The 20,941-nt window shown below is 68.2% G+C and carries 18 protein-coding genes; 7 read left to right on the plus strand and 11 right to left on the minus strand.

Translation table 11 applies throughout. The annotated features are described in order from the left end of the window. Positions 1–14 precede the first annotated feature (14 nt). Positions 15–1,988, minus strand: a complete 1,974-nt coding sequence (gene ggt, locus AC6EI8_RS08255; RefSeq protein ID WP_498381692.1) for a gamma-glutamyltransferase — start codon at positions 1,986–1,988, stop codon at positions 15–17. 245 nt (positions 1,989–2,233) lie between these two features. Beyond that, positions 2,234–2,992: a 3-hydroxyacyl-CoA dehydrogenase gene (locus AC6EI8_RS08260; RefSeq protein WP_149316857.1), complete on the minus strand. Its 759-nt coding sequence runs from the start codon at positions 2,990–2,992 to the stop codon at positions 2,234–2,236. A 345-nt stretch (positions 2,993–3,337) separates the two neighbouring features. On the opposite strand from AC6EI8_RS08260, the gene AC6EI8_RS08265 reads away from it, so the two are divergent. Next, entirely contained in the window at positions 3,338–5,137 is a 1,800-nt protein-coding gene (locus tag AC6EI8_RS08265; protein ID WP_498381693.1) for a hypothetical protein, read from the plus strand. Positions 5,138–5,330: 193 nt separating this feature from the next. Here AC6EI8_RS08265 and adk read toward each other — a convergent pair whose 3' ends face one another. The 6 genes from adk to AC6EI8_RS08295 all read right to left on the minus strand — a co-directional run bounded on the left by adk (position 5,331) and on the right by AC6EI8_RS08295 (position 9,609). Continuing rightward, a complete protein-coding gene (gene adk / locus AC6EI8_RS08270) occupies positions 5,331–5,996 on the minus strand; it encodes an adenylate kinase (RefSeq protein ID WP_149316859.1) in 666 nt (221 codons plus the stop codon). A gap of 344 nt (positions 5,997–6,340) precedes the next feature. Further along, positions 6,341–7,162 (minus strand): 3-deoxy-manno-octulosonate cytidylyltransferase, encoded by an 822-nt coding sequence (kdsB, locus tag AC6EI8_RS08275; RefSeq protein ID WP_226107359.1) that lies wholly within the window; start codon positions 7,160–7,162, stop codon positions 6,341–6,343. A 12-nt stretch (positions 7,163–7,174) separates the two neighbouring features. After that, a complete protein-coding gene (locus AC6EI8_RS08280) occupies positions 7,175–7,363 on the minus strand; it encodes a Trm112 family protein (protein ID WP_006579104.1) in 189 nt (62 codons plus the stop codon). Continuing rightward, a complete protein-coding gene (lpxK, locus tag AC6EI8_RS08285) occupies positions 7,344–8,456 on the minus strand; it encodes a tetraacyldisaccharide 4'-kinase (RefSeq protein WP_149316861.1) in 1,113 nt (370 codons plus the stop codon). Before lpxK ends, AC6EI8_RS08280 begins: the two co-directional genes overlap by 20 nt. Before the next feature lie 89 nt (positions 8,457–8,545). Then, positions 8,546–8,974, minus strand: a complete 429-nt coding sequence (locus tag AC6EI8_RS08290; protein WP_150081645.1) for an ExbD/TolR family protein — start codon at positions 8,972–8,974, stop codon at positions 8,546–8,548. Between the two features lie 14 nt (positions 8,975–8,988). Beyond that, positions 8,989–9,609, minus strand: coding sequence for a MotA/TolQ/ExbB proton channel family protein (locus AC6EI8_RS08295; protein ID WP_149316863.1), 621 nt, complete (start codon positions 9,607–9,609; stop codon positions 8,989–8,991). A gap of 975 nt (positions 9,610–10,584) precedes the next feature. On the opposite strand from AC6EI8_RS08295, the gene xseA reads away from it, so the two are divergent. Then, on the plus strand, positions 10,585–11,970 hold the full coding sequence (xseA, locus tag AC6EI8_RS08300; protein WP_149316864.1) for an exodeoxyribonuclease VII large subunit: 1,386 nt from the start codon (positions 10,585–10,587) through the stop codon (positions 11,968–11,970). Between the two features lie 183 nt (positions 11,971–12,153). Further along, a complete protein-coding gene (locus AC6EI8_RS08305; RefSeq protein ID WP_053822315.1) occupies positions 12,154–12,735 on the plus strand; it encodes a superoxide dismutase in 582 nt (193 codons plus the stop codon). A gap of 162 nt (positions 12,736–12,897) precedes the next feature. On the opposite strand, the gene AC6EI8_RS08310 is transcribed toward AC6EI8_RS08305, so the two are convergent. After that, the gene (locus tag AC6EI8_RS08310; RefSeq protein ID WP_498381699.1) at positions 12,898–13,632 is read right to left on the minus strand and encodes a GntR family transcriptional regulator; all 735 of its coding nucleotides are present in this window, start codon (positions 13,630–13,632) and stop codon (positions 12,898–12,900) included. Between the two features lie 147 nt (positions 13,633–13,779). On the opposite strand from AC6EI8_RS08310, the gene pcaB reads away from it, so the two are divergent. The 3 genes from pcaB to AC6EI8_RS08325 all read left to right on the plus strand — a co-directional run bounded on the left by pcaB (position 13,780) and on the right by AC6EI8_RS08325 (position 17,791). Beyond that, complete coding sequence (gene pcaB, locus AC6EI8_RS08315) at positions 13,780–15,219, plus strand: 3-carboxy-cis,cis-muconate cycloisomerase (protein ID WP_498381694.1); 1,440 nt, start codon at positions 13,780–13,782, stop codon at positions 15,217–15,219. A 170-nt stretch (positions 15,220–15,389) separates the two neighbouring features. Beyond that, positions 15,390–16,376 (plus strand): tripartite tricarboxylate transporter substrate-binding protein, encoded by a 987-nt coding sequence (locus tag AC6EI8_RS08320; protein WP_498381695.1) that lies wholly within the window; start codon positions 15,390–15,392, stop codon positions 16,374–16,376. 5 nt (positions 16,377–16,381) lie between these two features. Then, complete coding sequence (locus AC6EI8_RS08325) at positions 16,382–17,791, plus strand: class II fumarate hydratase (protein WP_498381696.1); 1,410 nt, start codon at positions 16,382–16,384, stop codon at positions 17,789–17,791. Positions 17,792–17,807: 16 nt separating this feature from the next. Here AC6EI8_RS08325 and AC6EI8_RS08330 read toward each other — a convergent pair whose 3' ends face one another. Further along, entirely contained in the window at positions 17,808–18,878 is a 1,071-nt protein-coding gene (locus AC6EI8_RS08330) for a tripartite tricarboxylate transporter substrate binding protein (protein WP_498381697.1), read from the minus strand. Positions 18,879–19,118: 240 nt separating this feature from the next. Continuing rightward, positions 19,119–20,027 carry a LysR family transcriptional regulator gene (locus AC6EI8_RS08335; protein ID WP_498381698.1) on the minus strand — a complete coding sequence of 303 codons (909 nt, stop codon included), beginning with the start codon at positions 20,025–20,027 and terminating at the stop codon, positions 19,119–19,121. Between the two features lie 416 nt (positions 20,028–20,443). Here AC6EI8_RS08335 and AC6EI8_RS08340 point away from each other — a divergent pair. Then, the coding region (locus tag AC6EI8_RS08340; RefSeq protein WP_498381700.1) for a 3-isopropylmalate dehydratase small subunit at positions 20,444–20,941 on the plus strand (498 nt) is incomplete at its 3' end.

Genomic DNA, 20,941 nt, shown 5'->3' on the forward strand with positions numbered 1-20,941 from the left:
CCCGCCATCGCCGCTCAATCCCCCATCGCCACCCCTTCCCGCCGCGGGTCCGCGCCGCCGAACCACATCGGCTTGCCGTCGACGCGCACGCGCATGATGCCCTGCAGGCCCGAGGTCTGGTCCATCACGCGTACGTCATGGCCGCGCGCCTTCAGGCCCTCCACCAGAGCGTCCGACACGCGTCCCTTCTCCAACTCGGTCGGGCCGTTGCGCGAGCCCACATTCGGCAGCGAGATCGCCTGCTGCACGTTCAGACCCCAGTCGAGCGTACCGACCAGCGTCTTCGCCACGTAATTGATGATGGCCGAACCGCCGGGCGAGCCGGCCGTCATCACCAGCTCGCGGGTCTGGCGGTCGAACACCAGCGTCGGCGCCATCGACGAGCGCGGCCGCTTGCCTGGCTGCACTCGGTTGGCCACCGGCTTGCCGTCCTCCTCCGCGACGAAGGAAAAGTCGGTCAGCTGGTTGTTCAGCAGGAAGCCGCGCACCATCTGGCGCGAGCCGAACTGGTCCTCGATCGTGGTGGTCATCGACAGCGCATTGCCGTAGCGGTCGACCACCGAGATATGCGAGGTCGACGGAAACTCCGGCGCGCGGTCTCGCCCCATCGCCACCGTCGCGCCAGCCGGCGTGCCCGGGCTGGCCTTGCCCATGCTGCGTTCGCCGATCTGCGCGGCGCGGCTCGCCAGATAGCGCGGATCGACCAGGCTGCGCCAGTCGCCGCCGGGCAGCGGTACGAAGTCGGTATCGGCAACGTACTGGTTGCGATCGGCGTAGGCCAGCCGGCCCGCTTCCGCGAACAGATGCGCGCCTTCGACCGACGGCTCCAGGCCGACGGCGTTGCGCTGCGGCCTGGCCGCCGCGATCTGGCGCGCCGGCGGCAGCGCCTGCAGGATGCCCAGCATCTGCGCGACCGCGATGCCGCCCGACGACGGCGGCGGCATGCCGCAGACGGTCCACTGGCGGTAGTCGGTGCAGATCGGCTGCCGCACCTTGGGACGGTAGTCGGCGATGTCCTTGGCGGTCAGTACGCCGGGGTTGGTCGGATGCGAGCGGACCTTGGCGGCGATATCGCGGGCGACGTCGCCCCGGTAGAAGGCGTCGGCACCGCGCGCGGCGACGCTGCGCAGCACCGCCGCCAGCTCGGGATTGCGCAGCACGGTGCCAGCGGCCTTGGGCGTGCCGTCGGCGTTGTAGAAGTAGGCGCGCGCGGTCGGGTCCTTCATCAGGTCCTGGTCCTGCGCGATGATCGTCGCCAGCCGCGGGCTGATCGCGAAGCCTTGCTCGGCCAGCCGGATCGCCGGCTCGAACAGCCGCCGCCAGGGCAGCTTGCCATGCTGGCGATGCGCCAGCTCCAGCATGCGCAGCACGCCCGGCGCGCCGACCGAACGGCCGCCAACCAGTCCCTGGCGGAATGGCATCACCTTGCCGTCGGGGCCGTAGAACAGCCGGTCGGTGGCGGCGGCGGGTGCAGTCTCGCGGCCGTCGTAGGCCTGGACCTGCTTGCCGTCGAAGTGCATCAGGAACGCGCCGCCGCCGATGCCGGAGGAATTCGGTTCAACCAGATTGAGCACCATCTGGGTGGCGATGGCCGCGTCGATGGCGGTGCCGCCGGCCTTGAGCATGTCGTAGCCGGCCTGGGTGGCGAGCGGATTGGCGGCGGCGACCATGAAGGAACTCGCGGTCCAGCCGGGTTTGTCGGTCCAGCCGGAGGCGCCTTCGGGGGCCGGGGGGAGGGTGGTGGTGCTTGGGGAGGTGGCGCTTGCGCTTGCGCTGCGGGTGGCACTGGCGCTTGCGCTTGCGCTGGGGCTGGCGCTGGCAGCGGCTGGGGTCGCCGCCGCTGTGCCGGCCTCCTTGCCAGCCTGTGGGGCGGCGCAGCCGGCAAGAAGCAACGCAGCCAGCGCGCCGGCCAGCATGGCCGTCGGCGTCAATGCCTGGTGGGCGGCTGCGGTGGAAAGGAACGGCGGAACCGGCGAACGTGGCGGCATGCTGCACTCCCTTTGAGGCCTATGAGGTACAGCGATTGTAGTCACTGCCACCGGCCGCCGTGTCATGCACAGCACAATACGGCCGCGCGCTCACGTCCCGGGCGGCGGTGAAGGGCCGCCGCACCGCCGCACCGCCGCACCGCCGCAGCGCCTCGCCGCCTCACGCTCACGGTTCACGGCTCAGGGCTTACCGCCGTGCTGCTGCTCCGCTGCCGCCGCGCCGCCGTTCCCCGGAGAGTGCCGGCTTACTTCGGCTGCATCCGGATCGCGCCGTCCAGCCGGATCACCTCGCCGTTGAGCATCGTGTTGCCGATGATCGCCTGCACCAGCTGGGCGTATTCCGCCGGACGGCCCAGCCGGGGCGGGAACGGCACCATCTTGCCGAGCGCGTCCTGCACCTCTTGCGGCATGCCCAGCAGCATCGGCGTCTCGAAGATCCCCGGCGCGATCGTCATGCAGCGCACGCCGTCGCGCGACAGGTCGCGCGCCACCGCGAGCGTCATGCCGACCACGCCGCCCTTCGAGGCGGCATAGGCGGCCTGGCCGATCTGGCCGTCGAAGGCCGCCACCGAGGCGGTGTTGACGATGATGCCGCGTTCGCCACCCTCGTCCGGCGTGTTCTGCACCATCGCCGCGGCGGCAAGCCGGATCATGTTGAAGGTGCCGATCAGGTTGATGCGGATGGTCTTCTCGAAGGCGTCCAGCGGATGCGGACCGTTCTTGCCGACGGTCTTGTTGGCGGTCGCGATGCCGGCGCAGTTGATCAGCCCGGCCAGCCGCCCCAGGCCCACCGCGGCGTCGACGACGGCCTGGCCATCGGTTTCCGAGGTCACGTCGCAGCGGACGAAGCGGCCGCCCAGCTCTTGCGCCAGTGCGTTGCCGGCGGCCTCGTTCAGGTCGGCAATGACGACCTTGCCGCCCTGTTCGGCCAGCATGCGGGCGGTGCCCGCGCCCAGGCCGGACGCGCCGCCGGTCACGATGAATACGTTGTCTCGGATCTGCATGAACTGTCTCCTCGGGGTTGGGGGCACCGACCGATACCGCGCCGGCGCCTGAAGGTGAGAAACATCGCACCAAACTTCACGGCGAACGTGACGCTGAATATAACGTTTACGTAAACGTCAAGCATCGCGCCGTATTGTAAAGGCCCGGCCGGCGCCCCGATAGCGGTCACGAGAATCGTAAGCCCGCAACCGTTAGCGCGAGATGTCCGCACCTTGACTGGCTAGAGTGCGCCCACGTCACACCTCGGGAGGCCTGCCGTGAGCGAGCTCTGCGCATCCTGGATTCGCAGCCGTCCGTCATCGCCAGGGGCGGATCGGTTCGAAGATTTCCCGGCCTGCGATCCCATGTCTGCGAAGGCGGCGCCACCGGCCGCCGCGATCCGGCGCGATCCGGCCGAACCGGAGGGGAAAGCCGGCCTGTTGCGGCAGTTCATGCGCGATCTGCGCGCGGCGCGGCCGACCTTGACGTTGCATCTGGATACCACTGGCGTGTCGCTGATGTCGTCGGCCGTGCAGGAGGTGGAGCCGCTGTTCGAGGCCACCGACGCCATTTCGCCGGACCTGGTCGAGGCCAGCCAGCTGCTGCCGGCCGGCGATGCCGTGCTGGGCGTGGTGGATCTGGCCGGGACGGCGGCGGACAAGGTCAAGACCTGGCGGCGCGTCTGCGCGTCCGAGCCCGGCTATCGCCTTGCGGTCGCCTCGTTGGCCCGGGCGCGGCTGCCGGAAGAGGTCGAGCGGCGCAAGGCCGCCCTGAAGACGACGCGCCACTGGATCCGCGCCTGCCTGGCGACCCCGGCTCGGCACGATGGCGCACCGGCGCCGACCCTCGCCGCGCATCGGCTCCGACAGGACGGCGCCGCGTACATTCCGGACACGTTCCGCCAGGCCCTGACCGCCGGCAACCGCGATGCCGCCGCGCTCGGCAAGGCCGCCTTGGGCGTGATCGAGCGCGAACTGGCGGCCATCGATCGAGAACGCGACGCCATCCTGCGCCAACATGCCGCCGACCTTCTCGAGCACGACGCCGCCACGCGCGCCGATCGCAGCGCGACGCGGCGGCTGCGCGGCAGCGCCGTCGCCTGCCTGCGCGACAGCGGCCTGCAGGGACTGCGCGTCGGCTACGAAGCGAGTCCGCTGGTGGACAGCGCTTGGGATGCGCCGCTGGACCTGGGCCTGATCCCCGGCGACGTGTTCTCCTTCGGCCTCGGCGCCGCGATCGGATTGGCCCATGTCGGTTGCGGCATCGGCGAACTGGCGGAGGCCAGGCGGCGCCGTGGGGCGCTGCGGGAAATCGGCCAGGCGGTCGGCGACAATCTGCGCCGCTTGTCGGCCGATCCGGCCCGAAGCAAGCGGCTGCAATCGCCCGCCACCAGCGAGGCGCTGCGCTGGTTTGCCGACGGACAGCGCCGCTGGCGCCAGCGTGCGGGCGAGCTGACGCGCTGGTCCGTCGGGCGTATCGCCTATGGCGTCGGCACCGTGCTGTTGTCCGGCGCCGGCATGGCGATGGTGTCGATACTGGGCACGGCGGTGCTTGCGACTCCCGTGGGCGCCGCGCTGGTGGCGATCGGCGGGGTGCTCGGCGGCGCCTGGTTCCTGTTCACGTTGATCAGGATCGCCATGCGTTTCATGCGTGGCCGCGCCGATACGCGCGAGCGCGAACGGCTGGCGGATGCGGTCCGGCGCGGCGCCGCGCGGGGCCTGTGCGCGGACAGGCTGTCGCAATGCAGCGTGGCGCAGCTCGAGTCCTTGCGGCGCGATTGCCCGGCGCTGTCCGGCAATCGCTATTGGCAGGCCGCGGTGCTGACGCGGCGGCTGCTGATCGACGATGCGGCCGACAAGCCTGCCGGCAAGAGCGCCGGCAAGAGCGCCGGCAAGAGCGCCGACAAGACCGCCGGCAAGACCGCCGGCAAGACCGCCGGCAAGACCGCCGGCAAGGCGTCCCGGCTCGAAACGTCGGCCCTGCTGCAGGCGCTCGGCATGCCGAAGCTGTCGACCACGCTGCTCAAGCACGCCGGCTTCGAGCTGGCCTATCGAACGATCTTCCTTTACCTGCACGGCGACGGCGCCCAGGCGGCCTGGCGCGAGGGCATCTTCCATCGTGCGGAGACGGCCGACGCGCCGCGGTCCCGGGCGCATGGGGGCTAGGCGCTCCCCCAAGGGCAAGAAAGCAACCAAGGGGGACGCAACCAAGGGCAAAGCGACCAACGGCAAAGCGACCAAGGCAAAGAAACCGGGGCGAAGAAACCGGGGCGAAGAAACCGGGGCGAAGAAAAAGGCGGCCAGTGGCCGCCTTTGCTTCTTCCGGAGCGTTCTTCCGGATCGCCCGAACTTCGGCGCCTTACTTCAACGCCTCGAACACCCGCGCGGTGATCTCGTCTACCGAACCGACGCCGCTGATCTTGCGATACTGCGGCGGCGCGACGCTCGCGCCCGGAGCGCCCTTGGCGGCCCAGTCCGAGTAGTAGTCGACCAGCGGGCGGGTCTGCTGCGCGTAGACATCGAGACGTTTGCGCACGGTCTCTTCCTTGTCGTCGTCGCGCTGGATCAGCGGCTCGCCGGTCTCGTCGTCGACGCCGGCCGTCTTCGGCGGGTTGTACTTCAGATGGTAGGTACGGCCCGAGGCGGCATGCACGCGGCGGCCGCTCATGCGTTCGATGATGGCGTCGAACGGCACGTCGATCTCCAGCACGTAGTCGATCGGTACGCCGGCTTCCTTCATCGCCTCGGCTTGCGGGATCGTGCGCGGAAAGCCGTCGAACAGATAGCCGTTGCGGCAATCGTCCTGCTTCAGGCGGTCCTTGACCAGGCCGATGATGATGTCGTCGGAGACCAGACCGCCCGCGTCCATCACCTTCTTGGCCTCGATGCCCAGCGGGGTGCCGGCCTTGACCGCGGCGCGCAGCATGTCGCCTGTGGAGATCTGCGGGATGCCGAACTTCTCGCAGATGAACTTGGCTTGCGTGCCTTTGCCGGCGCCGGGCGCGCCCAACAGGATCAAACGCATTTACGGGTCCTCAGAGTTTTGAATCCGGTATTGCGGGGGAATGGAAGGAGGGTAACGCCGAAACTTGACGTGTGGCTTACCGCGCGATGGTCAGGCACGCAGGCGCCGCCATGGCTGGTGACCGGCGCGGCCCGCATGCGGTTGGCATGGGCGCAAGCCGGACGGCTCATTCTTCATCTCCCCACCGAGCTTGCGTCGTCGCCCGTATTGACGGCGACAGCGGCTCTTTATTGGCGAGCATTATGCCACGAGGGAGCCCGAATCCGGCCCGCCGCGGCGGTCAACGGTGTGTAAACCGGAGCGGGCGAATGGCCCGCCCCGCGTGGGATTGCGCCCGTTTGCGCTCAGCGGCCGGGCTGCGCCGCGGCCTCGGACCACAGCGCGCGCACGCGTTCGAGATCGGCCGGGGTATCGACGCCGGGCGCCGGCGCGGCCTCGGTGACCAGCACCGCGATGCGTTCGCCGTGCCACATCGCGCGCAGCTGTTCGAGCGCTTCGGTCTGCTCGAGCGGCGCGGCGGCCAGCGTCGGGAAGCGGCGCAGGAAGCCGGCGCGATAGGCGTACAGGCCGATATGGCGCAGCACCGGCATGTCGGGCAGCGGCACCTGCGCGCTCGCGGCCGGGGCCGACGGTACGCCGGACCAGGCATCGCGCGCCCAGGGGATCGGCGCGCGCGAGAAGTACAGCGCGCGGCCGGCGCTGTCGCATACCACCTTGACCACGTTCGGATTGAAGACCTCGCCGATCTCGTGCAGCGGGTGCGCGGCGGTGGCGATCGCGCATTCGGGATGCGCAGCGAGATGCCGGGCCACCGCGTCGATCAGCGCCGGCGCGATCAGTGGCTCGTCGCCCTGCACGTTGACCACGATCGCATCGTCGTCCAGCGACAGCAGGGTGGCCACTTCGGCCAGCCGGTCGGTGCCGGTGGCATGGTCGGCGCGCGTCATGACGGCTTCGATGCCGTGCTCGGCGCAGGCCGCGCGCACGGTGTCCGCGTCGGTGGCGACCACGGTGCGGCGGGCCGCCGAGGCGTGGGCGCGCTCGGCGACCCGCACGATCATCGGCTTGCCGCCGATGTCGGCCAGCGGCTTGTTCGGCAGGCGCGTCGACGCCAGCCGCGCGGGAATGACGACGGTGAAATCCACGGAGAAATCGGCGAGCGACATCGAACCCAGGCCTCAGGTCGGATCGATGGCGCGGCCAGGCACCGATTGGCGCGCTTCGTCGGCCAGCATCACGGGAATGCCGTCGCGGATCGGATAGGCCAGCTTGTCGGCATGGCAGATCAATTCCTGCGCCGCGCGGTCGTATTCGAGCTTGCCCTTGCACAGCGGGCAAACCAGGATTTCAAGCAGCCGGTTGTCCATCTTGGTGTTCCTTGGTGTGGCTGGCCGCGGCAGCGGCGCCGGTGGCCGCGGTCGGCGCTGCCTGGCAGCGCGCGATGACCGTGCGGCGAATTCGATCGATCAGACCCGGATCGATCACGGGCCTGGTGGGGACGACCCAGATGCGCGGGTCGAGCGGCTCGCGAAGCCGGTCGCATTTTACGGCATCCTTCTCGGTGATCAGGATCACCTCGGCGGCCTGCGCGGCCGGATGGTCGACGAACGGGTCTTCGGCGAAATCGTAATGATCCGGCAGCGGCAGCGTCTCGGGCTGCAGGCCCGCGCCGCGCAGGCTGGCGAAGAAGCGTTCCGGGTTGCCGATGCCGGCCGCCGCCAGCACGCGCCGCCCCGCGAAGGTCGACAGCGGCCGCACCATGGTCGGATCGGCGAGCTGCCACGCCTGCTCGAGCTCGAGCCGCATGCCGTAGACCTCCGGCCGGTCCGGCGTCGCGCGGAAATACGGATCGTTGATCAGCGTGGCATCACGGCGGCGCGACAGCGGCTCGCGCAGCGGCCCGGCCGGCAGCAGCCAGCCGTTGCCGCCCATGCGGCCGTCGAACATCACGATCTCGAAGTCGCGCTGCAGGCGATAGTGCTGCAGGCCATCGTCGAGCAGCAGCACGTTGATGCCCGGATGCGAGACCAGCATCGCCTGCGCGCAGGCCACGCGATCGGGATAGACCCAGACCGGCACGTCGGTCGAGCGCGCGATCAGCAGCGGTTCGTCGCCGACGTCCTCGGCCTTCGAGGTCGCCTTGACGCGGCGCGGCCGTTCCAGCTTGACGCCATAGCCGCGCGAGACCACGCCGGGACGCAGCCCGGCCTCGCACAGCGCATCGGCCAGCGCGATCACCGCCGGCGTCTTGCCGGTGCCGCCGACCGTCACGTTGCCGACCACCACCACCGGCATCGGCAGCCGCGTCGACTCGAACCACCCGCGCCGATACGCCAGCCGCCGCAACGCGCTGATCGCGCCGAACAGGCCGGCGAACGGCAGCATCAGCCAGGCGAACCAGCCGCGGCGTTGCCACTGGCGGGTAACGAAGTCGGACAGGAGATGGCGGGCAGCGGGCATCGGGTTCCAGGAAGAACGGTTTTCGCCAGAGTGTATCGGGTCGGGATGATGCTGCTTCCCGCCCGGGCCTTCGTGGGAAGGCAGGACGCCTAGCGCGTCCCGCCGCTCTGCGTCGCGAACGTCAGCCGCGACAGGCCGGCGACCCGCGCGGCTTCCATCACGTTGACCACCGACTGGTGGCTGGCCTGGGCGTCGGCGCTGACGATCAGCACCGGTGCCTGCGCCGCCGCCGTGCCCGCCAGCGCGCGCAGCCGCTCGGCGAGCCCCGCGACATCGCGCGCCCCCACGCGCTCCTTGTCGATCGCGTATTCACCGCTGGCGGACACCGACACCACGATCTCGCGCGGCCGCTGCGGGACCGTTTCCGCCTCGGCGGTCGGCAGCTGGATGCGCAGTTCGGTGTAGCGCGAATAGGTGGTCGTGATCATCAGGAAGATCAGGATCACCAGCAGCACGTCGATCAGCGGGATCAGGTTGATCTCGGGCTCGTCGCGCCTGGCACGGGTACGGAATCGCATGGCCGCCATCCGTCTCAGGCGCGCCGCTGCGGCAGGATCGCGTCGAGGAAGGTGGCCGCGCGCGATTCCAGCTCGGCGACATAGTCGTCGACGCGCCGGCGGAAATAGCGCCAGAAGATCAGCGCGGGGATCGCGACCATCAGGCCGAAGGCGGTGTTGTACAGCGCCACCGAGATGCCGTGCGCCAGTTGTTCAGGGTTTGCGCCGGTGCCGCCCTGGCTGCCGAAGATCTCGATCATGCCGATCACGGTGCCGAGCAGGCCCATCAGCGGGGCGACCGAGGCGATCGTGCCCAGCGCGTTCAGATAGCGCTCCAGTTCGTGCGCCACCGCGCGGCCCGCTTCCTCGACGGCGTCCTTGGCGGCATCGCGCGAGGTGTCGGGCTGGGCGATCACGTGCCGCAGCGCGGCGGCCAGCACCCGGCCCAGCGGCGAATCGCGTTCGAGCGAGTCGACCACGTCCGGCGTCGCGCGCCGTTGCCGCGCCACCGTCAGCGCCTGGTCGTACAGCTTCGCCGGCAGCACCTTGCTGCGCTTCAGGCTCAGCGAACGTTCGACGATCAACGCCAGCGCGATGACCGAGGCGAGCAGCAACGGCCAGATCGGCCAACCGGCCGCTTCAATGATGGAAAACACAAGGACACCCCGAGTCGCCGGCGCGAAGGGAAGGACTGCGGCAGGCCGGCGTAAAAAAACAGGCGCCACTCTAACGCGCGGCCCCCCGCGGGGCAAGCCGCGATGGCGCGCGCCATCCACCTGCCATCCACTTCGCCGACATGTCCACACCCGGCAGGGACAGTGCTGTGGATGGATTGTGGAAAGCAGGCGGACAGCCTCGCCAAGTCCTTGATTCAAAAGGGCGAACGCCGGCCTGCTTAAAATATGGGCAGGAGCGGCGGCGGGCGCGCCGTGGTTGTCCGAGGCCACGGGACGTGCCGATCCTGCTGATGCCGCGTCCCGGCTTTCCACACCGCAGCGGGACAGGATTGTGGAACAAGTGTGGACAGACGCCTGACAAGCGTGCCAAGTCCTTGATCCATATGGCACTCCGACGCCTTGCTTAAAAATTGTGCAGATGGCTTTAAACGGCCTGCGGCGTCCGCGTTCGGCAACAAAAATTGAAAAGTCGACTTCTTTCCACATCCCAACGGGACAGTGTTGTGGAGCGCCTGTGGATAAGCGCGGGAGAAGCGAGGCAAGGGTTTGATCCATAACGGAATTCCCCGGGCTGCCTAATAAAGTGGCAACACGGCAGGCCGCGAGCCTAGCCGCTTCCCCGGACGGGGGGCTTCGGTTTCGGTGCGAGAGCGACGTTTCGGTCACGAGGCACTGTGTGCCGCCGTACGGTCCGTGTTACCGCTCTGTAGTTGTCCAGAGTTCCTGTGGATAACTTTGTGAACAAGCTGGTGTGGACAAATGGTAAGTGATTGACGCGTAAGAGAAATTCTTACATTGCTTAAAAAGTGATGTCCGGGAAAGTCATTAAGAATCAATGGCTTGTGTCAAGCCCCTCGATATACAGGCCGTTTCAGCCACCCTACAGCGATGGGCTTGACATAGCGGTTATGCTGTGGACATGTCCATCTGACGCCGCTTCGGCGGCGATTTGCCATGTCTGAACCATTCTCGTTTCCGCCTTCGCCAGTCTCCCGGACGGCACCCGGCGGGCGCGATGTGATCCCGGTCGGCGAATTGAACCATGCGATCGCATCGGTACTCGAACGCAACTTTCCGCTGGCCTGGGTGCGTGGAGAAATTTCCAACTTCACGCGTGCGGCGAGCGGGCACTGGTATTTCTCGCTGAAGGACGCCCGCGCGCAGATCCGCTGCGTGATGTTTCGCGGACGAAACCAGCATGTCGACTTTCCGGTGCGCGAAGGAGAGGCCGTCGAGGTGCGCGCGCTGGTGTCGATGTACGAGGCGCGCGGCGAGGTGCAGCTCAGCGTCGAGGCGATGCGGCGCGCCGGCGTCGGCAATCTGTACGAGGCCTTCCTGCGCCTGAAGGACAAGCTCTCGCGCGACGGTCTGTTCGATCCCGCACGCAAGCGGCCGATTCCCTCGCATCCGCGCACGATCGGCGTGATCACGTCGCTGCAGGCCGCGGCGCTGCGCGACGTGCTGACGACCCTGCGCCGCCGCGCGCCGCATATCCAGGTGCTGGTCTATCCGGTGCCGGTGCAGGGCGCCGGTGCCGCGGACAAGATCGCGGCGATGCTCGACACCGTCAGCGAACGCGCCGAGTGCGACGTGGTGATCCTGTGCCGCGGCGGCGGCAGCATCGAGGACCTGTGGTCGTTCAACGAGGAAGTGGTCGCGCATGCGGTCGCGCGCTGCACGCTGCCGGTGGTCTGCGGCGTTGGCCACGAGACCGACTTCACCATCGCCGACTTCGTCGCCGACGTGCGCGCGCCGACGCCGACGGGCGCCGCCGAACTGGTCAGCCCCGATCGCGCGCATCTGCTGGCGCAGGCCGCGCGGGCGCGCGACGCGCTCGGCCAATGCATGCGCCGCCAGCTGGAGCGGCGCGCCCAACATCTGGACTGGCTGGCGCGGCGCGTGCGCAGCCCGCAGGCGCAACTGCAGGAGCGGCGCGGACAGCTCGACAATCTCGCGCGACATTTGCGCGCGGCATGGCGCGACAGCGTGGTGGCGCGGCGCCATCGGCTGCAGCTGTGGTCGATGCGGTGGACGGCCCAGCGTCCCGATGCGGGCATGCGCCAGGCAGAACTGGCACGGCTCGCCGCGCGCATGCAGGCAGCCAGCGAACGCCAGCACGAACGTGCCGCGCAGCGCCTGCATCGCGCCGCCGGCGCGCTCGAACTGCTGGCGCCGCAACGCACGCTCGAGCGCGGCTATGCGGTGCTGCTGGACCCGCGCGGCAAGGCGCTGCGGGCCCCGTCGGAGCTGCGCGCCGGCGGCCGCGTCGAGGTCCATCTGGCCGAGGGCGTGGCCGATATCGGCATCGCCAGCGTGCAGGCCAAACTGCTCGATCTATAGGGCCGATCTACAGGCCGCGATGGCCTGTTGAGTTGCCCCGGAAGGTGCCCCACAGGCGCGGCGCGGCGGGGCGCGCAGCGGCATACTGCCGCGCCTTGAAGGGGTTTTGCCGCTGGTTTGCGCCACTATGGCAAGTCACCTACAATCGGTGTCTCCCGTCCCACAACCCACAGAGACAGAACAATGGAACATACTCTCCCCCCGCTGCCGTACCCCCATGATGCGCTGGCCCCGCATATGTCCAAGGAGACCTTGGAGTTCCATCACGACAAGCATCATCAGACGTACGTCACCAATCTGAACAATCTGATCAAGGGCACGGAATTCGAGAACGCGACCCTCGAAGAGATCGTCAAGAAATCGTCCGGCGGCATCTTCAACAACGCCGCCCAGGTGTGGAACCACACCTTCTTCTGGAACTGCCTGAAGCCGCAAGGCGGCGGTCAGCCGACCGGCCCGCTGGCCGACGCCATCAACGCCAAGTGGGGCTCGTTCGACAAGTTCAAGGAAGAGTTCACCAAGACCGCGGTCGGTACCTTCGGTTCGGGCTGGGCCTGGCTGGTCAAGAAGGCCGACGGTTCGCTGGACCTGGTGTCGACCTCGAACGCCGCCACCCCGCTGACCACCGACGCCAAGCCGCTGCTGACCTGCGACGTGTGGGAACACGCCTACTACATCGACTACCGCAACGCCCGTCCGAAGTTCGTCGAGGCCTTCTGGAACGTCGTGAACTGGGACTTCGTCAGCAAGAACTTCGCTGGCTGAGCGTTCCCGTAGCGCAAGCAGCAAGCAGCAAGCAGCAAGCGCAAGCAAGAAAGCCCTCTCTGCGAGGGCTTTTGTTTTTTTGGGACGCTGGTGCTCCCGATGCAGACCAGCGCTTCCTTCCGTGCCGAGGAACGCCAGCCGCGCGCAGTTCCTCGCGCATCTTCACCCTGCCGATCGCGTCATCCGCGTGGTCACGGAGAAGGTCTCTGCCGGATGAATGGACACGGATACCTCGAACGTATCGCCGGCGTGATCGATATAGCGGCGCACGATCTTCAGCACCGCAGCCCCCGGTTCCAGTCCAAGCGCGCGTGCGATGCGCTGGTCCGTCAGCGTGGACGCCCGCACCTCCTGTTCGATCTCGGCAATCCGCCGACCATGGCGTGATTCGATCAGCGAGCTGACCAGCACGTCGGGCATGTCGCGAACAATCGCGCCGATGTCCGTGTAGGCCGCATCGATGAACACGTCGGTCCATGCGATCGGCGTCGCGTTTGCTTCGTCGTCGAGCCGCACGCTGGAGATGCGCAGCCACTTCGTATCGGTCGAGCCGCCGAGGGCAGCGGCAACGTCCGCTGGGGCCGCCACGGTCTCCACCGACTGCACCACGCGGCGGTGTGCCTCGCCAAATTGCATCAGGTCTTCGACGGACGACAAGGTCGGCTTGAACACGGCTTTCGGCCGCGTGGCTTCCACTCGCGTGCCGACGTTCTTGCGGCGCGACACCAATCCCATCTCCTGCAATTCCTGCAGCGCTACCCGGATCGTGTAGCGGCTCGCCTGGAATTGCTCGCACAACTCGAATTCCGTGGGCAGCAGCGCCCCCACCGGAAAGCGACCCCCAGTGATGTCGTCCAGCAGTTCGCGAGTGATGTCGGCAGCGTTTCTTTTGCTCATGGCTTGCATTGTTCCAGCCCCGCGGCCGGTTCCGCTCGGGCAGACACCTCGGGTTTACACCCATTTCCCGAAATATGTTCGAACATATTTAATGCCAATATGTTCGAACATATCGATGATTTTTAAAGACTCCTCGCCGCCCGCACCATGCCCGATTACACGATTCCCGCCGCCAGCACCGTGGTCGATTCCGCCCTGTTCCGCGACGCCTTTGGCACCAGAGCGATGCGCGACATCTTCTCCGACGGCGCGCTCGTGCAGCGCTATATCGACGTCGAGATCGCCTTGGCAAAAGCCGAGGCCAGGGCAGGCGTCATTCCCGCGGAAGCAGCGCAGACCATCGCGCGGGAGTCCCGCATCGACCGGATCGACTTCGAGCAGATGCGCGAGGAGACCGACATTGTCGGCTATCCGATCCTGCCACTGGTGCATCAGTTGGTCCGGATGTGCGGCGAGGCAGGGCGGTATGTCCATTGGGGCGCGACGACGCAGGACATCATGGACACCGCCGTGGCGCTGCAGGTACGCGACGGCCTCGACATCATCGACGCCGATATCCGCGCGCTGCGGCGCATCCTGGCCGACCTGGCCAAGGCGCACCGCGATACGCCCATGGCGGGCCGCACCCATCTGCAGCAGGCGCTGCCGGTGACGTTCGGCTACAAGGTCGCGATCTGGCTGGCGATGTTCGACCGTCATCAGCAGCGCCTGGCGGAACTGCGCCCTCGGATTGCGCTGGTCCAGTTCGCCGGTGCCGCGGGCACCCTGGCTTCGCTCGGCGACCATGGCTTCGCGGTGCAGCGGGCATTGGCGGAGGAGCTCGGCCTGGGTGTGCCGGCGACCACGTGGCACGTGGCGCGCGATGGCCTTGCCGAAGCGGTCAACCTGCTGGCGCTGATCACGGGCTCGCTCGGCAAGATCGCGCTCGACATCATGATCATGGCGTCCACCGAGTTCGGAGAAGTCTACGAGCCGTTCGTCAAGGGCCGGGGAGCCAGCAGCACCATGCCCCAGAAGCGCAATCCGATTTCCAGCGAGCTGATGCTGGCGGCCTCCAAGGCGGTGCGCCAGCACGCCGGCCTGATGCTGGACGCGATGGTGCAGGACTTCGAGCGCGCGACCGGGCCGTGGCATGCCGAATGGATCGCCGTCCCCGAGAGTTTCATCCTGACCGCCGGTGCGTTGCACCAGGCCAGATTCGCGCTCGGTGGGCTGATCGTCGATGCGCCTCGCATGGCGCACAACCTTGGCATCTCCAGGGGCTTGATCGTGGCGGAGGCCGTGATGATGCAGATGGCTCCGCATATTGGCCGCCAGCAGGCGCATGACATCGTCTACGACGCCTGCCGCACCGTCAACGAGGCGGGCGGCACGCTGGCGGAGGCGCTGCTCGCGCTGCCGGCGGTGACCCGGCACTTCGATCGTGCCGCCATCGAACGGATGGTGGACCCCGCCAATTACCTCGGCCTTGCGCCGCAAATGGTCGACCGCGCGCTGGCGCTGTCCGCGCAGGTCGACGACCGCCTTGGCAATCAACGCGGCGCAGGTCCCGGGTTCGATGCGGGGAACATGCCCCTGACGAGCTGACGAGCTGACGAGCTGACGACCTGACGAGCTGACGAGCTGACGAGCTGACGAGCTGACGAGCTGTCGCGCTGACGAGCTGACGAGCTGACGAGCTGTCGCGCTGACGCGCTGACGCGCTGTCGCGAAATTCCGTACCCACTACGGCAAATACCCATTGGAGGAGACAACCGATGCAACCGTTCGCCGCCCTGTTACGGGGTTCACTGGCCATCGCGGCCCTGATTGCTGCTGCCCCCGCTCACGCGCAGAACTGGCCGACAAGGCCGATCACCTGGATCGTCCCGTTCGCCGCCGGGGGACCGACGGACGCGCTCGCCCGCACCATCGCCGATCGCGTTTCGCGCGAAGTCGGGCAGTCGATCATCATCGAAAACACGCCGGGCGCGGGGGGCACGATCGGGGCCGCCAAGGCCGCCCGCGCGGCGGCCGACGGCTACACCATGCTGGTCGGCCATATGGGCTACATGGGCGCTGCGCCCGCGCTGTACAAGAAGCTGGCGTACGACCCGGTCAAGGACTTCGCTCCGGTCTTCCGCTTTCCCGACACGCCGATGGTGCTGATGGTGCGCAAGGACCATCCAGCCAGGGACGTGAAGGCCCTGATCGACTACGGCCGGCAGCATCCGGGCAAGCTGTTCATCAGCAATGCCGGCATGGGCTCGACCTCGCATCTGATTGCAGCAATGCTGGCGTCCTCGGCGGGAATCAAGGTGACGCTGGTGCCGTACAAGGGCGCGGGCCCGGCCCTGATCGACGTGATCGGCGGACAGGTGGACGGCATGTTCGACCAGACCAATACCGCGCTGCCGCAGATCACCGAGGCGAAGGTGCGCGCGCTGGCGGTAACGTCCGCCACCCGCGTTGCGCAACTGAAAGACGTGCCGACCATCGCCGAGACCGTCGTTCCCGGCTTCGAGGCCGCCACGTGGTACGGGATATATGCACCGAAGGGTACGGCGCCCGCCACCATCGACAGGATGCAACAGGCCTATCTGAAGGTGATGAAGGACAAGGCGTTCACCGACCGGCTGGCGGCACAGGCCATCCAGATGCTGCCCGCCGACAAGTACACGGCCACCGCGCTGGGCAAGCACACCGAGGCCGAGGTGGCGCGCTGGAAGGTACTGGCGGCCAAGGCCAACATCTCGCTGGAATGAGCGTCATGTCCCCGTTTCGGATCGAGCACGACGCCTTTGGCCCGGTCGAGATTCCCACCGACCGTTACTGGGGCGCGCAGACGCAGCGCGCGCTGACTGTTTTCGACATCGGCACCGAGCGATTCCCCGCCTGCCTGATCCACGCATTCGGGCTGCAAAAGATGGCGGCCGCGGCCGCCAACCTGCAGTGCGGCGAGCTGGAGCCGCGTATCGCGGCGGCAATTGTCGATGCGGCGGCCGAAGTGCATGCCGGCATGTTCGATGACCACTTCCCGTTGACCATCTGGCAGACCGGCTCCGGCACGCAGACCAACATGAATGCGAACGAGGTCATTGCCAACCGGGCCAACGAGCGCCTGGGCGAGCCGCTCGGAACCAGGCAGCCGGTGCATCCCAACGACCACGTCAATCGCTCGCAGTCCTCGAACGACAGCTTCCCGACCGTGATGCATCTGAGCGCGGTACTCGAACTGCGGGGCCGCCTGTTGCCCACGCTGGCGCAGCTGCGCGATGCGCTGCGGGCGCGCGCCACCGACTTCGCGGACATTCTGAAGCTGGGCCGTACCCATCTGATGGATGCGGTGCCCACCACGCTGGGGAGGAGCTTCGACAGCTTTGCCGTGCAGATCGATCACGGAATCGCGCGCATCGAAGGCACGCTGCCGCGCCTGCTGACGTTGCCGCAGGGAGGGACCGCGGCAGGCACGGGACTGAATGCACCGGCCGGCTTCGCGCAGGCGTTCTGCGCCGAGCTTGGCCGCCTGACCGGGCATGCGTTCCGGCCGAACCCCTGCCAGGTCGAAGGCATGGCTGCACACGACGCGCTGCTCGAACTGTCGGGCATGCTGAACGTCATCGCGGCTTCGTTCATCAAGATCGCGAACGATCTGCGCTGGATGAGTTCGGGGCCAAACTGCGGCATCGGCGAACTGATCATGCCGGAGGACGGCCTGACGTCCTCGATCATGCCCGGCAAGCGCAATCCGACCATTGCCGAGGTCATGATCCAGACCGGCATGCAGGTCGCCGGGAACCATGTCGCGGCCACCATGGCGGGCGCCTCGGGCAACTTCGAACTGAACGTGGCCAAGCCGGTGCTGATCTACAACGTGCTGCAGTCGATCCGGCTGTTGTCGGACAGTGCACGTGTGATGGCCGAACGGGTGATTCCCGGCCTGGAGCCCGACTTGCCACGATTGGCACGCCAGTTGGACAGCCCGCTGCTGGCGGCGACCGCGCTCAACCCCGTGCTCGGCTACGATCAGGCCGCACGCATTGTCCGGCATGCGATGGCCCACGGCGTGTCGCCGCGGGACGCCGCCGTGCAACTCGGTGTGCTTGCCGCAGAGGAGTACGACCGGCTGGTCGATCTGCAGCGGATGGCCCGTGGGTACGGCGGGTCAGAACGCCATTGACGCATGGCGCCGCCGCTCAATTCAGCGTCGCTCCCGCCTGCTTGACGATGCGCGCGTGCTTCTCCAGCTCGCTGCTGAAGAACGGCGCCGCCTGATCCGGCGTGCTGCCGATGATGACGAGGCCCTGGGCGGCGAGGTTCTGTTGCACCGGCTTCTCGTCGAGCGCGGCCTTGATTCTTGCCTGCAGGTCGGCCGTCTTGTCCTTCGCCAATCCGGCCGGGCCGACGATCGCCAGCCAGGCGTCGAAGCTGTAGCGCGGCAGGCCGGACTCGGCCAGCGAGGGCACCTCCGGCAGCATCGGGATGCGCTTCGGCGTGGACACCGCGATCGCCTTCAGCTTGCCGGCCTTCAACTGCGGCAGGACTGCAGGCACCGTCAGGAAGCCCATCTGCACCTGACCGCTGAGGAGATCGGTGGTGTAGTTGCCCGCGCCCTTGTAGGGCACGTGGCGGACCTGGACCTTGGCCTCGCTGGCGAACAGTTCCGCGGCCAGATGCAGCACGGTGCCGTTGCCCGATGAGCCGTAGTTCAGCTGGTCGGGCTTGCTCTTGAGCAACGCGATCAGTTCCTGCACGTTGTTGGCCGGCACCGAGGGATTGACCACCAGCACCAGCGGCAGCGTGCCGATCACCGTGATCGGCGTGATGTCGCGCAGCGAGTCGAACGGCATCGAGCGGTAGATCGCGGGATTGATCACGTGGTTCGACGACACCAGGCCGAGCGTCAGCCCGTCTTTGGGCGCGCGCACGATCTGCTGCGTGCCCGGGATGCCGCCGGCGCCGGCGATGTTCTCGATGACGATCGGGTGGCCCAGCTGGCGGCCCATCGATTCGCTAAGCGCACGCGCCACGGCGTCGGCCTGCGAGCCGGGCTGGGTGGGCACGATCAGCCGCAGCGGCTTGCCATCGGGCGATTGTGCGTGGGCCGCGGGAGCGGCGGCCAATGCGGCAGCGAAGGCAGCGGCGAAGGTGGCGGCCGCGGTCAGGGACGAGGTCAGCCGAACGCCGCGGCGCAGGGGAAGCAGGGCGTGGCGCAGGGAAGGCAAGGTGCGGCGCAGGCGGCCGATTGTGCGAAGGAAGGGGGGCATGCTGTCTCCGTTGTCGCGAGGCGGGAACCTGTGGGCGGTTCCTCTGCGCGCCAGTCTAGAGCGGTCGGCTTGCCGGCAAGAAATGCTGTTGCGACGGACCGGGTATCGCGTTCCGCGATATCGGTCCGCGCGGCGTCAGTCTGAGGCGGACGGTGCCGACGGCGGCTCGGCGGCGGTTGGGCCTGCGGTTCGGCCCTCGGCTCGGCCCGTGGTTCGGCCTGCGTTCCGGCCCGGCGATCATCAGGCTCGTGGTTCGGCCGGCGGTTCGGCCCGCAACGCGGCAATCAGCGCATCCACCGCCCGTAGCCGCGGCGATTTGCGCGGCGCGTAGACGCGCAGCTCACGCTGCCGCCACGGCTCGTCGAGCGGCACCCGCACGAAACCGCGCGTGCCCGCGTAGGCCGTGGTCGCGCTGTGCGGAATCACCGCCAGGCCCAGCCCTGCCTCGACCATCCGGCACGCCGCCTCGAAGCTCGACACCGCCACGCTTTGCCGCATCGGCAGGCCCGCCTCGGCGGCCCGGTCGCGCAGCTCGGTATCGAGCGCGCCGCCTTGCTGCACGATCACCAGCGGATACTGCAGGACCTCGGCGTAGCGCAGTCCCGCGCGGTCAGCCAGCGCATGACCGGCCGGCAGCAGCACCATCAGCGGATCCTGCGCGAAGTGCCACGATTCGAGCCCGCGCGCGCCGTCGATCGCCACGCCCACGCCGACGTCGGCATGATCGTCGAGGCAGGCGCGCAGCGTGTCGCTGGTGGAGCGCTCGTGTAGCGCGATATCGACATGCGGATGGCTGGCGCGAAAGGCGTGCAGCCGTTCGGGCAGGAAGCCGACGATCGACGAAGGACTGGCCGACAGCCGCACGGTGCCGGCCACCTGGTCGCCGAGGTCCTGCACCTCGCGGGCGAAGGCGGCGATGTCCTCGTTCAGCTTGCGGCCCAGTTCCAACGCGCGCACGCCGGCCTCGGTCAGCGCCACGCCGGTGGGCGAGCGCACCAGCAGCGTCACGCCCAGGCTGCGCTCCAGATCGGCGATCCGCCGGCTCAGCGCCGATTGCGCGATGTGCTCGGTTTCGGCGGCGCGCTTGATGGAGCCTTCCCGCGCGGCGGCGAGAAAGACCTGGATGCTGACGGGATCGATGCGGTGCATGCGGACTCGGACTTAGGAGTGGGCGACGATGGGGAGATCATGGGGCGATCATGGGGCGGCCATCGGGCGTCCATGGGCGGGCCGCGGGATCGCCATGGGATCGCCATGGGATCGCCATGGGATCGCCATGGGACGGCGATGGGACCGCAATGGGATCACCATGGAACGGCCCGATGGCTCTTGCCTTGGCCGCGCAAGTGTCCCGCAAAACCGCGGCGCGGGACAAGGGCGGCTCGCCGCGCGCCGTTTTCGCCGGGCTGTCCCGTCGGCGGTCGGGCCGCGCGTTTACCCGGATATCTCTGCCGAAGATAACCCCGATGCCGCATCGGCGCTTGGCCGCCACGCGACGCCGCGCGTAGATTCGGCGATGTTCGGCACTGTGCCGACGTTCACCGATGAGACTGGAGAAGACCGCGATGGACCGCCTGCAGATCGATGGCCGCATTCTGTTCCTTGCCGATTGCCCGCGGACCATCGAACGGCAGTTGCACGGCGAGGCGCTGACGCTGGAGCAGGCCGGCGCGCTGCGAGACGATGTCTCGACCGACGAGATCACGCCGGTCCCGATCCTGACCCATTTCGACGACAAGCTCGGGCGCTATCCCTATACCGGCTTTCGCGCGGGCGGCGCGCAGCCGATCGGCGTCGATGCGATCCGGCAGGGCGGGTTTGCCGTGACCGTCGCCGGCAACCGCTACGGCAAGGGCTCGTCGCGCGAGCACAGTCCCGCGGCCGAGAAGCTGGCCGGCATCCGGCTGGTGATCGCCCGCAGCTTCGAACGGATCTATCGGCAGAACGCCGACAATATCGGCCTGCTGACCTCGACGGACTTTGGCTTGATCCCGCGCCTGCTGGCGGGCGAGGCGATCGCCCTTGAGGAACTGCTGGCCGGCCGCGATGCGCTGGCCGCGCAG

The organism is Cupriavidus sp. R6-3 (assembly GCF_059772245.1).